Here is a 14,766-nt window from a genome sequence, read left to right as displayed (position 1 = left end):
TCTTTATTGAGTCAATGAAGACTTTTTAAAAAATTGTAAGACGGCCAACGATGTCCGATCTGATCGGTTTGTTTACACAGCGATATGTGTCAACAAAGCAATTACGTTCAGTATAGGAGATGGCAATGTCTTTAGATTTATCGGCGAAAAAAGCCACATCAATTAAGTTATTTAACTTCTCAGCGCCAGCGATGCGCGCATTCCACATGAGTTGGCTTGCATTCTTTGTTTGCTTCTTTGCTTGGTTTGCCTGCGCACCATTGATGCCTGTCATTGCAGGTGAGTTTCATTTAACCAAAGATCAAATCGCAAATATTAACATTGCCGCAGTTGCAATCACCATCTTAGTTCGTTTGATTGTTGGTCCTTTATGCGATAAATACGGGCCACGCAAGACCTATACCGCCTTGTTGATTATTGGCAGCATACCTGTATTTGGTGTGGCTTCAGCAAATAGCTATGAATCGTTCCTTTTCTTTCGCCTCCTTATCGGTGCGATTGGTGCAAGTTTTGTGATCACGCAATACCACACCAGCACCATGTTTGCTCCGAATGTCGTAGGTACTGCAAATGCTGCTTCAGCAGGTTGGGGAAATGCAGGCGGTGGGGCAACTCAAGCACTCATGCCATTACTGCTTGCTGCTTTAGTTATGTTTGGCGTTGAGCAAACAATGGGGTGGAGAATTGCACTGATTGTACCGGGTGTCATGATGGTGATTGTAGGTTTCCTTTACTGGAAATTGACACAAGATTGTCCTCAAGGCAATTTTAAAGAGCTCCGTGAACAAGGTATAGCGGTTGGTAGTGATAAAAAAGGTGGCCTTGCAATCTTAATGCATGCTGCACGTAACTATCGCGTATGGGTTCTATTCTTCTCGTATGCAGCATGTTTCGGTATCGAAATCTTTATTCATAACATCATCGCGATGTACTACGTCGAGCACTTCAGTTTTGGATTAAAAGAAGCTGGTTTAGCAGCAGGTATTTTTGGTTTGCTTGCATTATTTGCCCGTGCATTGGGTGGGATTCTTTCAGACAAAGTTGCACTCAAAAAAGGCTTAGATGGTCGTACTAAAGTGCTATTTGCTTTAATTCTTGGCGAAGGGCTTTTCTTAATGTTGTTCTCACAAATGAATGGTCCTGTGTTGGCAATTCTAGTGATGACTGTGTTCGCATTATTTACTCATATGGCATGTGGTGCAACTTATGCGCTTGTTCCATTCATTGATCGTGAAGCGCTAGGTGGTGTTGCAGGCATCATCGGTGCTGGTGGAAACGTTGGTGCAGTAGCAGCAGGTTTCTTATTGAAAGGTATGTTGGATATTCAAACTTGTTTAATGGTTTTAGGTGGCTTAGTGGTCATTGCTGCGAGTTCGGTCATGCTGATCCGATTTTCGGTAGAGCATAAAGAAAAAGAACAACGCTTGTTTGAACAAGCGATTTTAGAACGCGGCTCAGAACAAAACAGCGCAGCTTAATCTCAGATTAGATTTTAGGAGAAACACAATGAAATTAGTGATGATTGGTCACGGTATGGTGGGTCATAAATTCATCGAAGCCATCTTAGAGAAAGCTGATGATGAATTAGAAATAACGATTCTTGCTGAAGAACCACGCATTGCATATGATCGTGTTCATTTAACTGAATATTTTTCAGGAAAATCAGCAAAAGACCTATCACTTGCACGTTTTGATTTCGCAGATGCACATGGTATTGACTTACGCTTGGATACCAAAGCAATTGCAATCGATACTGTAGAAAAAACAGTGACAACAAGTTTTGGTGATGTGATTAGTTACGACAAATTGGTATTGGCAACAGGTTCATATGCGTTTGTTCCACCAATTTCAGGCAATGATCGTGAGAACTGTTTTGTTTATCGAACCATTGAAGATTTAGATTCAATTCGCGCTGCAAGCTTAAATTCAAAATCGGGTGTAGTGATTGGTGGTGGTTTATTAGGTTTGGAGGCTGCAAAAGCTTTACGTGATTTAAACCTAGAAACGCACGTTGTTGAATTTGCACCACGCTTAATGGCGGTTCAAATTGATGACTTAGGCGGTAAAGTTTTACGCCGTAAAATCGAGAACCTTGGTGTAAAAGTTCATACTCAAAAAGCAACTTCATCTATTGAAGCGGGAGAAAGCGCAACGCATGTGATGAAGTTTGCGGATGGTAGCGAGCTTGAAACAGATATTATTTTATTCTCAGCAGGTATTCGCCCACGTGATGAATTAGCACGTTCAAGCGGTTTAGCACTTGGGGAGCGTGGTGGTATCAAGATCAATGATTACTGCCAAACCTCTGATGAAAATATTTACGCAATTGGTGAATGTGCGCTTTGGGACAATAAAATCTATGGTTTAGTGGCTCCTGGCTATGATATGGCACGTATTGCAGCCAAACATATCTTAGAAGAAGAAACACATAGCTTTGCTGGTGCTGATATGAGTACCAAGCTGAAGTTGATGGGTGTGGATGTAGCATCGGTGGGTGATGCACATGGCATGACACCGAATTCGCTTAGCTATTTCTATGCTGATGAGGATGCATTGATTTATAAGAAAATCGTTGTAGATGCAGACAAAACCAAATTACTGGGTGCAGTACTTGTTGGTGATGCAAAAGAATATAACGATCTTCTACAAATGATGTTGAATGGTATCGCATTGCCAGAAACACCTGAAAGCTTAATCATGCCAGGCTTTGCTGATTCTGGTGCGAAGGCGGGTGGCAGTGGTGTTGATTTACTTCCAGACAGCGCAACGATTTGTTCATGTAACAACGTGTCGAAAGCAGATATTTGCCAAGCCATTTGTGATGGTTCCACCTCTTTAGGTGCTTTAAAGAAATGTACCAAAGCAGCAACGGCATGTGGTGGTTGTGCGCCATTAGTTACTCAAGTTTTAAAGTCTGAGTTACAACGTCAAGGTGTAACGGTTAATAACCATGTTTGTGAGCACTTCCCATACTCACGTCAAGAGATCTATCACTTGGTACGTATCAATGAAATCAAAACATTTGATGATTTGATTCAACAACATGGTCATGGTTTAGGTTGTGATATCTGTAAACCAATGACAGCGAACATTTTGGCATCGTGCTGGAATGACTTTGTATTGGAACCAACGCACGCTGGTCTACAAGACAGTAATGACTACTATTTAGGAAATATCCAAAAGGATGGTTCATACTCAGTTGTACCGCGTATGGCAGGTGGTGAAGTCACTCCAGATGGTTTGATTGCTGTAGGTCAAATTGCTAAAAAATATAACCTGTATACCAAAATTACAGGTGGTCAACGTGTTGACTTATTTGGTGCACAACTGCACGAGCTACCATTTATTTGGGAAGAGTTGAATGCAGCAGGCTTCGAGTCAGGGCATGCTTACGGTAAATCATTACGTACAGTGAAATCATGTGTGGGTAGCACTTGGTGCCGCTATGGTGTGGATGATTCTGTTGGTTTAGCAATCGAACTAGAAAACCGCTACAAAGGCTTACGCTCACCGCACAAACTAAAAATGGCGGTGTCAGGTTGTACCCGTGAGTGCGCTGAAGCACAAGGTAAAGATGTCGGTGTCATTGCGACAGAAAAAGGCTGGAACCTCTATGTATGTGGTAATGGTGGAATGAAGCCGCGTCATGCAGAGCTTTTAGCTTCTGATCTTGATACCGAAACTTTGATTCGTTATATCGACCGCTTCTTTATGTTCTATATCCAAACCGCTGATCGTTTACAACGTACCAGTGTATGGCGTGACAATATGGAGGGTGGTTTAGATTATCTCAAAGCTGTGATTGTTGATGATTCTCTGGGTCTTGCTGAAGAGCTGGAAAATCGTATGGCGCATGTGATTGGAACTTATCAAGATGAATGGCGTACTGCGGTAGAGAATCCTGAAATTCGTAAACGCTTCCAAACTTACATCAATGCAAGCGCAGAAGAGCAAGCTGATCCATATATTCAATTTACCGAAGTTCGTGATCAAATCCGTCCATTAAATGAAGCTGAACGTTCAGTTGATCGTATCCCGATGGTAGAAGCATAAGGAGAATCAAAATGACAAATTTAAAAGACATGAGTATGCTTCCAGAAAATCAATGGGTCGATGTATGTAACCTTGATGACATCACACCAAATACTGGCGCAGGTGCACTTATTGCAGGACAATCAGTTGCTTTATTTCGCGTAGGGAACGAAAAACGTATTTATGCATTAAGCAATAAAGATCCATTCAGCCAAGCGAATGTGATGGCGCGCGGTATTATTGGTGATTTGCAAGGTGAGCGTGTTATTGCCTCACCGATTTATAAGCAACACTTCAGTCTAGCAACAGGTCGATGCCTAGAAGATAAAGATCAAAAACTATTGGTTTTCCCGACTAAAATTGAAAATGGTCGTGTCTGGGTCGGAGCTGTACCACAAAAAACTTATATTACCAACAATGGAATTTCACAAGAGAAGTTAAAGCTTGTTCTGATTGGTAATGGTTTAGCTGGGATGCGTTGCCTAGAAGATTTGCTTGATATGGCGCCAGATCGTTATGAAGTGACAGTCATTGGTGAAGAACCTTGGGGTAACTATAACCGTATCATGCTGTCACCAGTACTTTCAGGTGAGAAAACGATCGAAGATATTATGTTGCATTCTCATGCTTGGTATAGCGATAAAGGGATTAAGTTTATTGCTGATGATCCTGCGATAAAAATTGATCGTACTCGCAAGACAGTCCATACAGAAAAAGGTGAAACTGTTGATTATGACCGTTTAATTATTGCCACAGGTTCTAAGCCGTTTATTCCACCAGTACAAGGTGTTGACTTGAAAGGTGTGATTAGTTTCCGTGATATTTATGATGTGAATACCATGATTAAATATTGTGAAACTAAAAAAAATGCAGTCGTGATTGGCGGTGGTTTACTTGGTCTAGAAGCAGCGTATGGCTTGAAGCAACGTGGCATGAATGTAACGGTGCTGCATCTAATGGATCGTATCATGGAGCGTCAATTAGATGGTCGAGCAAGCCGTATGCTACGTCATAGCATTGAAGAGAAAGGCATCAAGATTATTACTGAAGCCAATACCGAAGCTTTAATTGGTAAAAATGGTCATGTCAGTCAGATCCGTTTAAAAGATGGTAGTTTATTAGATGCTGATTTGGTGGTCTTTGCTGTAGGTATTCGTCCAAATATCACTTTGGCGCAAAGCGCTGGATTACGTTGTAATCGCGGCATTTTAGTGAATGACACCATGCAAACCTTTGATCCAAGTATTTATGCTGTTGGTGAATGTATTGAACATCGTAATCAAACCTTTGGATTGGTGGAGCCACTTTGGGGGCAAGCATTTATTTGTGCAACCCATTTGGCTGAACACGGTAGCTTAACGTTCAAGTCTCCAACTGTACCAACTCAGCTTAAAGTTAGTGGTGTCGATGTCTTCTCCGCAGGTAATTTTGAGCCTAAAGAAGATTATGAAGACATCATTCTAAATGACGAAAAACGCCATATTTACAAGCGTATTATTATCCAAAAAGATAAAGTGATTGGTGCTGTTTTATTCGGTGATACCGAAGATGGTATGTGGTATGCCGAGTTAATTGCGGATCAAACACCTGTTTCGACATTTAGAAATAAATTGTTATTTGGTAAAGATTTTGCATTGAAAAAAGCAGGTTAATCTTACTTTGGTTTAGGAGAAATTTCTCCTAAACCAAAAACTCAGTCATTTAACTACTTTATGGTAGTCAACCAAAGATTCACAATAAAAGTTAAGGCGTAGATTATAAATTGGCTATTGATCACTGATCATACAATTTTAAGCAATCGAAACTTTAGTTAGGGCAAAGATGGAATAGGTAAAGGAGCAGTCATGAACAGTATTCAAAATTTAGAACACAGTCGCTCCGATCATGCACAAACACTCATTACAAAAACAACTTGTCCATATTGTGGCGTTGGATGTGGTGTTAATGTTGAAGTTCAACATAAAACACAAGGTTCAAATATTAAAGTTTCAGGAGACACAGAACACCCTGCAAATTTTGGACGACTCTGTATTAAAGGGAGCAATTTAGCAGATACCTTAGGGTTGGAAACCCGTGTTTTAAATCCGATGTTGGGACGCAAAAATCACCGTAATGTGACAACATGGGATGTTGCAATTGACAAAATTGCAACTCAATTTCAGGCATGTATTGAGCAATATGGACCTGAAAGTGTGGCATTTTATGTTTCGGGGCAGTTATTAACTGAAGACTATTATGTGGTTAATAAATTCGTAAAGGGTTATTTAGGCACAGCCAATATTGATACCAATTCACGTCTATGTATGTCTTCAGCAGTTGCTGCGCATAAACGTAGCTTTGGTGAAGATATTGTACCTGCAAGTTATGAAGACTTTGAACATGCTGATATGGTGGTATTGGTTGGTTCAAATACAGCATGGTGTCATCCAGTTTTATATCAACGGATTATGCAAGCGAAGAGTCAAAATCCTAATTTATTTGTGGTTGTCGTCGACCCACGATTTACGAGCACTTGTGAGCAAGCAGATTTACATTTGCCAATCTTGCCAGGTCAAGATGTGGCCTTGTTTAAAGGATTATTACAATATTTATATCAACATGGTTATGCTGATCATGAGTTTGTTGAATCTTACACAGAGGGGCTTCAAGCACTTTTAGAAGCGAATCGAACTGAACAAGATTTTAAAGCTGTCGCAAAACGCACAGGGATTTCAGAAGAAAAATTACAACTGTTTTTTGATAAATTTGCCACAACTGAAAAAGTAGTAACTCTTTTTTCAATGGGAGTTAATCAATCATCTCAAGGGGTGAATAAAGCCAATAGTATTATCAACTGTCATTTACTGACGGGTAAAATTGGTAAGCTGGGTGCTGCTCCATTTTCAATGACTGGACAACCCAACGCGATGGGTGGTCGTGAGGTTGGTGGGCTTGCCAATATGTTGGCAGCACACTTAGATATTGATAATCCAACGCATCAAAATTTAGTGCAAAGTTTTTGGAATAGCCCAACCATTGCGACACAAGCTGGACTTAAAGCAGTTGATTTGTTTCAAGCGGTTGAAAGTGGAAAAATTAAAGCAATCTGGATTATGGCAACCAATCCTGTGGTCAGTCTTCCTGATGCCGATCAGGTGAAACGAGCATTGGATAAATGTGAGTTTGTTGTCGTTTCAGATATCTGTTCCGATACCGATACCACTGCTTATGCTGATATTTTGCTACCAGCATTAGGTTGGGGGGAAAAAGATGGGACTGTAACAAATTCAGAACGTCGAATTTCACGCCAACGCGCATTTTTAGCTTCACCAAAACAAGCCAAAGCAGATTGGTGGGCTGTTGCTGAAGTTGCAAAAAAACTTGGTTTTTCTGGTTTTGATTTTAGCAATGCGTGTGACATCTTTAATGAGCATGCTGCATTGTCTGCATATCAAAATGCAAGTTTAGCTGAACGTGATCAGGTAGAAAATTTTCGTTATTTTAATTTAAAAGGTTTAACCAATCTAAGTCTTGAAGAATATAATGAGTTAAAACCAACGCAATGGCCTGTGTGGGAAAAAGGTCAGACGACATCGGTTAAGCAACTTTTTGGTCAAGGTGAGTTTAGTTATGCTTCTCGTAAAGCAAAACTTATTCCAACGATCGCAATCGATCCCGTACACTCAATTTCTGAAGATTATCCGTTAATTCTGAATACGGGACGTATTCGGGATCAATGGCATACCATGACACGTACAGGTTTATCGGCAAATTTGACCACACATCGTGCTGAGCCATTTTGTGAGATTCATCCAAACGATGCGCTTAAATTTGGTATTCGTGATAAAGGATTGGTCGAGATTCGTTCGGCATGGGGAAGTTGTGTATTACGCGTGACATTGGCTCAAGGTGTTCGCCGTGGACAAATCTTTGCCCCGATTCATTGGACAGAACAAGTCGCTTCAGATGCTCGGGTTGGTAAAGTAGTTAACCCTGTTGTGGATGCAATTTCAGGTGAACCTGAGTTTAAGCATACGCCAGTATCGATACAGCCTTTCCATACGACTTGGCAAGGCGTTTTATATGTTCGAGAAGGGTTCGAACATCAAATCAAAGCATCTTTACAGACTTGTGCTTGGTGGACAAAAATCAAAACTGCAAAAGCAATGCGTTATGAGCTTGCCGATCGACACAGTATTGATCAAACTCAAAAAAACTTAAAAACCTTTTTGCCTTTTGTCGATGAAACATATGAATGGTTAAGTATTGAGGATATTTCATCACAACTTAGTCATAGTATTGTACTCAAAGATGGGATTTTAATCGCAAGTCTTTATATTGCACCTGCTGAGTTATTACCAGATCGTGATTGGGTTGCAAGTTTATTTAAACGTGAGCGATTAAGTGCTTTGCACCGTAAAGCATTGTTGGCAGGTATGCCAATGTCTGCTGCTAATAACGATGGTCCATTGGTGTGTAGTTGTTTCAAAGTAGGAAAAAACAAGATTATTGAAGCGATTAAAACTCAAAATATCACGCATGAAAAGCAAGTCACGGCATGTTTAAAAGCGGGTGGTAACTGTGGTTCATGTTTACCAGAAATTCGTGGTTTGATTAAGACTTGTCAGTTGGAGGCAGAAGCATGACTATACAATTTCCCGCTACAGATCTTGTGATCTTGGCGGGAGGACAAGCACGCCGTATGAATGGCATGAATAAATTACTTCAACAATTTGATGATCAAATTCAACTATCTAAAATTTGTCAGAAATTTAAATCAGAAGTGCAAAGTATTTGGGTAAACAGTCATCGAGATAGTTCGATTTACAAGCAGATTGAACCGAACATCTATTGTTATTCAGATGATCAAACAGGTTTTTTAGGTCCATTAATGGGGATGAAAAGTGCGTGGTCATATCTACAATCGGACTATGCTTTATTTATTCCGTGCGATGTTACGTATATACCCAATCAAGTTTTAATTAAGTTACATCGCGCACTACAAAAAAATCCACAAGCACTAGTGGCTTATGTTGCAATTAATGGAGATGCTTTATATCCATTTTGTTTATTAAAAAAAGAAAGCCTGCCAATTTTACAACAGCAAATTACTACCAATAAATTAAGTTTAAGAGATTGTTTTAAGCAATTGCATGCACAAAGTGTTTCATTTAAAAAGCAAAGCCTGTTTTGCCATAGTATTAATTCTTTAGATGAGTTACAGCAGTACAAACAGATGAAAGCTTTTCATCAGATGTTTACAGCGCACTAGCTTCTTTTAGCTTCCATAAAATATAAAGTTTTAGATAAGAATTCTTGACCTTTGTTTAAACAAGTTCTATTTTGGAACTTGTTTAATTTTACATCGAAATATTTTTAACAGATGTGAACTAATATTCTGTAGCTAAAGGAATATTAGAAAAATAAAAGGAAAGGGGCTTCAGATGTTCACAATTCGTTATCAGCAGATTCCGTTACATTTTTTGTTAGAGCATCAGTCAACTCTGGCTGGTCTCGGACAGATTGGACTTCGTACTTTGAAAAAGACCACACCAAGAGCGCTTGATTGGCAAGTTGTTGCTCCGATTATCGAGGTGATTGATCCTCCAAGTAACGATCTGATAGAGCATTATGTGAAATGGACGGGTTCAAAAATCAACAAATATCGAGACTCAATTCCTCCACATATGGTTTCTCAATGGGGGTTGTCATTTGCGACACGTTTGTTATTACAAACCCATTATCCACTGAGTCAAGTAATTAATCAGGGCGTCAGTCTGAAAATAAATGGCAAGATTCCACGAAATGAAAAATTAATGATTCAGGCAAAAATTGCACAAGTTGATGAACGCAATGGCTTAGCTCGGGTTTCTGTTCAAATCACGACTGGAACGATTTCTCAGCCTGATTTGGTTGAAACCATATTGCATATGGCGTTTATTTTGCCAACTTTCAAAAAAGTTAAACGCACAGAAACACAAGAGCATAAAAATTGGACGGCACAAGGAGAATGGTCTGTTCAATCAGATGATGGTTTTAAATTTGCACTTCTTACAGGTGATTTCAACCCGATTCATTGGGTAGGTTTGTTGGCAAAGTTTTCGAATTTTGGTCAAAAAGTACTGCATGGCTTTGGGGTATTTGCAAAAAGTTTTGAGTTACTCCCAGAAGAAGTTAAACAAATTGATGTTCGATTCTTAAAGCCAGTAAAGTTACCATCACAGCATAATCAAGTTGAAACATGTACTGAACAGAGCGAAAAGTATGTTCGAGTTGTAGGTTCTGCTGGACAAGTTTGTTTAATGGGTCAATTTAAATAATAAAGACAGGATGATGGAAAATGACAACAACAGTATCTGCATCGAAGCAAGACGTGACAGCGTGTATTTTATGTTCTCGTAATTGTGGTTTAAGCGTTGAAATTGAAGATAATCAGTTTAAAAAAATTAAGGGTGATGATCAGCATCCTTTCTCGCAAGGGTATATTTGTCAAAAGGCAGCTCGCTTGCAACACTATCAAAAACACGCAGATCGATTGGCCACACCCCTAAAACGTCAGCCAGATGGCTCATTCCAAGAAATTAGTTGGGATCAGGCTATTCAAGAAATAGCAGATCAACTCGTGCATATTCGCGATACTTTTGGTGGAACTGCTTTTGCCTCTGTGGGTGGAGGTGGACAAGGAAACCATCTTGGTGCGGCTTATGGGCGCCAACTGCTATACGCGATGAAAAGCTTTTATGCATATAACTCTTTAGCCCAAGAAAAGACAGGTGACTTTTGGGTGAATGGTCGTTTGTTTGGTAGTCAGGCTTGTCACACGACAGAAGACGTTGAGCATGCGGATTATGTTTTGTTTATTGGAACAAACCCATTTCAAGCACATGGTATCCCAAATGCACGTGATACCTTAAAACATATAAAGAAAGATCCAAATCGTACCATGGTCGTTTTTGATCCACGTGTGACAGAAACTGCGAAACAGGCTGATATTCATGTGCAACTCAAGCCCGGAACAGATGCTTATTTAATGTCTGCTATGATTGCAATTATGTTACGTGAAAATCTTTATGATCAAGATTTTATTCAAAAGCATACACATGGTTTTGAAGAGGTAAAACAGGCATTTCTTGCTCTTCCGATAGAGGAATATATTCAAAAAGCAGATGTTGCAGTCGCACAGATTTATCAAATTGTTCGCGATTTTTCTAAAGCTAAACGTGGATGCGTTCGAATTGATTTAGGCATTCAACATACGCTAAATACGACACTGAATGGTTATTTAGAAAAACTTTTATATTTATTGACAGGGCATTTTGGTAAACAAGGTACGAATAATTTACATACCATGTTTATTCCGATTTTGACCAATACTGATGAGCGAAATCCTAAATATCGCCGTACAGTACATCATAAAATGTTTCCAATTTCTGGGTTCTTTCCGCCAAACATTTTGCCAGATGAAATTCTAAAAGCAGGTGATAAGCGTATTCGGGCTGTATTCGCCGATAGTTGTAATCCTTTACTTACGTACCCTGATACCACTGCTTATGAGCAAGCGTTTAAAGCTTTAGACTTATTGGTTGTAGTAGATGTTGCAATGACTGAGACTGCTCGCTTTGCAGACTATATTTTGCCTGCAAGTAGTCAGTTCGAAAAATGGGAATTTACAGGCTTTAATTTAGAATTTCCAAAAAATGGATTCCATTTACGTCATCCGTTGTTTACCGCACAAGGTGATTCTTTGCCTGAGGCAGAGATCTATACTCGCTTGCTTGAAGCGATGAAGGTGATACCTCAACAATTTCCAATACTCAGTAAAATTGCAGAAAAAGATTCAGCTAAAACAGCCTATCTTCCTTACTTTGGTGCATTAGCTGCAAGTTTTGCTAAAAATAAAAAGTTGATTCCTTTTGCTGCATCAATTATATATCGCACATTAGGTAAGACTTTGCCGAATGATGCGGCTGCGGCTGCCTTGTTATTACCATTATGTATGCAATATGCCGCTCAGCATTATCAGGCAGTTAAATAAGCAGGCTATGAGGGCAATCGTTTAAATCTTGGTGTTAAACTATTTCAAGCTATTTTGCAGCAACGTTCAGGTGTGGTTTTATCACAACATGACTATGCTGATGTGTGGAGTTTGATTGCCTATAAAGATAAAAAAATACGTTTAGCTATTCCAGAAATGTTTATTGAATTAGCCCAACTCAAACAAAAAAATCTTCTATTAACAGATGATTATCCATTTATTTTACTTGCTGGCGAACGTCGTAGTTACAATGCAAATCAAATTTATCGTGATCCTGCTTGGCGTAAGGTTGATGCAGAAGGTCGATTAAAAATAAATCCAGAAGATGCATCTCAATTTGCCATTGAAACAGGTCAGAGTTTGCGATGTGTCTCTGAGCATGGGGAAATATATGTTGTCGTTGAAGTTGATGAGGGGATGCGTAAAGGCGTTGTATCATTACCGCATGGTTATGGCTTACGCTATCGTGGTGGTGAACCCATCGGACCTGAGTTGAATCGTTTAACGTCTACTCAACATTGTGATCCATTATCGAAGACACCCTATCATAAGTATGTACCCGTAAGATTGGAACGTTTAGATGTATCCGTTATTGCGGATTAGCTTTTACAAGAAATGCACCAAATTCTTTCATTTTTAGCGGAAAATGGGAAAAATTGGTGCAATGTTTTTTATTAAAAAGGTTTACCTTATTTTAATTGCTGTTTACAAATTACAATGAGTGCTTATTTGAGTGAATAATAAGTATTGCAAGCAAATAGATTTCATATTGGAATAAATATTGCTTTATTAAAATTAATTCGCTGTAAACTCGATAGCAAAGATGCACAGAACTTGTGCTGAAGGTAGTAAGAAGTTTCACAATATGAGTGCAAATGATGAAGCATGATATATCTACGAACATTCCGATCTTAGCAGATCAGTATGGTCGTATTAAACGTAAGTTACGGATTTCCGTGACAGATCGTTGCAATTTCAAATGCACCTATTGTATGCCTGAGCATCCAGAATGGATGAAAAAACAAGATTTACTCAGTTTTGAAGCGTTGCTAGTATTTTGCCAATATATGGTGAAGCAAGGGATTGAAAATATTCGCATTACAGGGGGAGAACCTTTAATGCGTCAGGGTGTTGTTCATTTTATTCGTGATTTGCAGAGCTTACGAGTTTTGGGTTTAAAACGAATCTCAATCACTACCAATGCACATTATTTAGCTAAATATGCGGAACCCCTAAAACAAGCTGGATTAGATGATCTTAATATCAGCCTAGATAGTTTAGACCCAGATCAATTCAAGCAACTGACTAAAAAAGAACTCACACCCGTATTAAATGGAATAGAGGCGGCAAAAAAAGCGGGGCTTGCTTTCAAAATCAATTGTGTGTTGATGAAAGGTCAGAATGATGATCAGATTCTGCCAATGGTAAAGTGGGCGAAGCAACACAGTATTCCATTACGTTTTATTGAATTTATGCCTCTAGATGGCGATCAGCATTGGACAGATCAGTCAGTTGTGAGTGAAGCTGAAATTTTAGCGCAACTTCAGCCTTTTTATCAGATTCAAGTTTTGCAACAGCAGCATGAGCCCGCACGTCAGTATCAGTTAGACGGGCAATATTGTATTGGTATTATTTCTACGATAACTCATTCATTTTGCGGTGATTGTGATCGAATTCGATTAACAGCACAAGGTGAATTATATAATTGTTTATTTGCACAACAGGGTTTGAATATAAAGCCGTATTTACAAGCTGTGATTAAACAGAAACAACTAGCTCAAGAGATCAATTATCAAGAGCTTGATCAGCAAATTAAACCTTATATTTGGCACAAAGCGAAAGGTTATCATGCGATAAAACACCAACAAGTACGCAAAATTAGTATGCATATGTTGGGTGGTTAGTTTGGAAAAAAGTGGTCTGGAGAGAATATGCAAACTATTGACATAAAAATAGAAGCTTTTGGTGCTATTGAACGGTTATTGCCAAAAGAGCTTGCATTTGAGTTTGCAGAAAATCAAACGGTTGAAGAAGTACTAAGTCACATTGTGATGCTTTACCCAGAAGCAACAAAAGCGATGGATAAATGTGCGTGTGCGATAGGTGAAGATATTGTGCTACGTCAAACAGCATTAAATACTTCATGTACTTTGGTATTGTTATCACCTGTCGCTGGAGGATAAGTATGCGTGAATTTGCGAGAGTTCAAGATCAGGTTTTAAGCCTAGATTGTTTTGATCCGATACAATCTTTTCCTGAATGCGGTGGTATTGATATTTTTATTGGTACAGTCCGCAATCATCATGAAGGCAAAGCGGTGAAGGCTTTAAAATACACCTCGTATACTCCTGTTGCTGAAAAAATGATTCGTGAAATCGAACAGCAAATCAAAGAGAAGCATCAAGTCTCTTATGTGCGTGTGATGCATCGGATTGGATATTTAGATGTCAGTGAAACGGCGATTATTGCAATTGCGTATGCTGCCCACCGCCGTGAAGCTTTTCAAGCCTGTGAAGAAGCCGTTGAGCGTGTAAAACATGAAGTACCAATTTGGAAAGAAGAGTTCTTTATGGATGGTACCAGTCAATATGTAGAAGGTTGCTGTATTCGTAAAGATGCCGAAACTGAAATTCATGTCCATAAACATGAGCATCACCATCACAACGAACATGAAAATTGTGCACATGAGCATACACACGAATAAAGTCTTAGGAAGTTAA

Annotated in this window: 9 protein-coding genes and 1 pseudogene; all 10 read left to right on the top strand. The window is 39.2% G+C overall.

The genetic code is table 11. The annotated features are described in order from the left end of the window. The first annotated feature begins 125 nt into the window (after positions 1–125). The 10 genes and pseudogenes from ACN19N_RS08645 to ACN19N_RS08600 all read left to right on the top strand — a co-directional run bounded on the left by ACN19N_RS08645 (position 126) and on the right by ACN19N_RS08600 (position 14,750). The gene (locus ACN19N_RS08645) at positions 126–1,478 is read left to right on the top strand and encodes an MFS transporter (protein WP_420001112.1); all 1,353 of its coding nucleotides are present in this window, start codon (positions 126–128) and stop codon (positions 1,476–1,478) included. 28 nt (positions 1,479–1,506) lie between these two features. Beyond that, positions 1,507–4,053 carry a nitrite reductase large subunit NirB gene (gene nirB / locus ACN19N_RS08640; protein ID WP_420001111.1) on the top strand — a complete coding sequence of 849 codons (2,547 nt, stop codon included), beginning with the start codon at positions 1,507–1,509 and terminating at the stop codon, positions 4,051–4,053. 11 nt (positions 4,054–4,064) lie between these two features. After that, a complete protein-coding gene (nirD, locus tag ACN19N_RS08635; protein ID WP_420001110.1) occupies positions 4,065–5,684 on the top strand; it encodes a nitrite reductase small subunit NirD in 1,620 nt (539 codons plus the stop codon). A 192-nt stretch (positions 5,685–5,876) separates the two neighbouring features. After that, positions 5,877–8,657 carry a nitrate reductase gene (locus ACN19N_RS08630; protein WP_269237992.1) on the top strand — a complete coding sequence of 927 codons (2,781 nt, stop codon included), beginning with the start codon at positions 5,877–5,879 and terminating at the stop codon, positions 8,655–8,657. Continuing rightward, the gene (mobA, locus tag ACN19N_RS08625; RefSeq protein ID WP_420001109.1) at positions 8,654–9,283 is read left to right on the top strand and encodes a molybdenum cofactor guanylyltransferase; all 630 of its coding nucleotides are present in this window, start codon (positions 8,654–8,656) and stop codon (positions 9,281–9,283) included. Before ACN19N_RS08630 ends, mobA begins: the two co-directional genes overlap by 4 nt. Before the next feature lie 172 nt (positions 9,284–9,455). Further along, complete coding sequence (locus ACN19N_RS08620; RefSeq protein WP_420001108.1) at positions 9,456–10,331, top strand: MaoC/PaaZ C-terminal domain-containing protein; 876 nt, start codon at positions 9,456–9,458, stop codon at positions 10,329–10,331. 20 nt (positions 10,332–10,351) lie between these two features. After that, positions 10,352–12,649 (top strand): annotated as a pseudogene (locus ACN19N_RS08615) (molybdopterin-dependent oxidoreductase). Between the two features lie 272 nt (positions 12,650–12,921). Next, positions 12,922–13,950 carry a GTP 3',8-cyclase MoaA gene (gene moaA, locus ACN19N_RS08610; protein WP_420001107.1) on the top strand — a complete coding sequence of 343 codons (1,029 nt, stop codon included), beginning with the start codon at positions 12,922–12,924 and terminating at the stop codon, positions 13,948–13,950. A gap of 27 nt (positions 13,951–13,977) precedes the next feature. Continuing rightward, a complete protein-coding gene (locus ACN19N_RS08605; RefSeq protein ID WP_087536153.1) occupies positions 13,978–14,229 on the top strand; it encodes a MoaD/ThiS family protein in 252 nt (83 codons plus the stop codon). 2 nt (positions 14,230–14,231) lie between these two features. After that, positions 14,232–14,750 carry a molybdenum cofactor biosynthesis protein MoaE gene (locus tag ACN19N_RS08600; protein ID WP_420001106.1) on the top strand — a complete coding sequence of 173 codons (519 nt, stop codon included), beginning with the start codon at positions 14,232–14,234 and terminating at the stop codon, positions 14,748–14,750. Positions 14,751–14,766 lie beyond the last annotated feature (16 nt).

Source organism: Acinetobacter sp. LF10 (assembly GCF_048585715.1).
GTDB lineage: Bacteria > Pseudomonadota > Gammaproteobacteria > Pseudomonadales > Moraxellaceae > Acinetobacter.
This window is presented reverse-complemented; position numbering and strand designations above follow the sequence as displayed.

Coding starts and splice junctions, on each gene's coding strand:
- ACN19N_RS08605 (WP_087536153.1), top strand. CDS start 13,978: ATGCAAACTATTGACATAAAAATAGAAGCTTTTGGTGCTATTGAACGG.
- ACN19N_RS08600 (WP_420001106.1), top strand. CDS start 14,232: ATGCGTGAATTTGCGAGAGTTCAAGATCAGGTTTTAAGCCTAGATTGT.
- nirD (WP_420001110.1), top strand. CDS start 4,065: ATGACAAATTTAAAAGACATGAGTATGCTTCCAGAAAATCAATGGGTC.
- nirB (WP_420001111.1), top strand. CDS start 1,507: ATGAAATTAGTGATGATTGGTCACGGTATGGTGGGTCATAAATTCATC.
- ACN19N_RS08620 (WP_420001108.1), top strand. CDS start 9,456: ATGTTCACAATTCGTTATCAGCAGATTCCGTTACATTTTTTGTTAGAG.
- ACN19N_RS08645 (WP_420001112.1), top strand. CDS start 126: ATGTCTTTAGATTTATCGGCGAAAAAAGCCACATCAATTAAGTTATTT.
- moaA (WP_420001107.1), top strand. CDS start 12,922: ATGATGAAGCATGATATATCTACGAACATTCCGATCTTAGCAGATCAG.
- mobA (WP_420001109.1), top strand. CDS start 8,654: ATGACTATACAATTTCCCGCTACAGATCTTGTGATCTTGGCGGGAGGA.
- ACN19N_RS08630 (WP_269237992.1), top strand. CDS start 5,877: ATGAACAGTATTCAAAATTTAGAACACAGTCGCTCCGATCATGCACAA.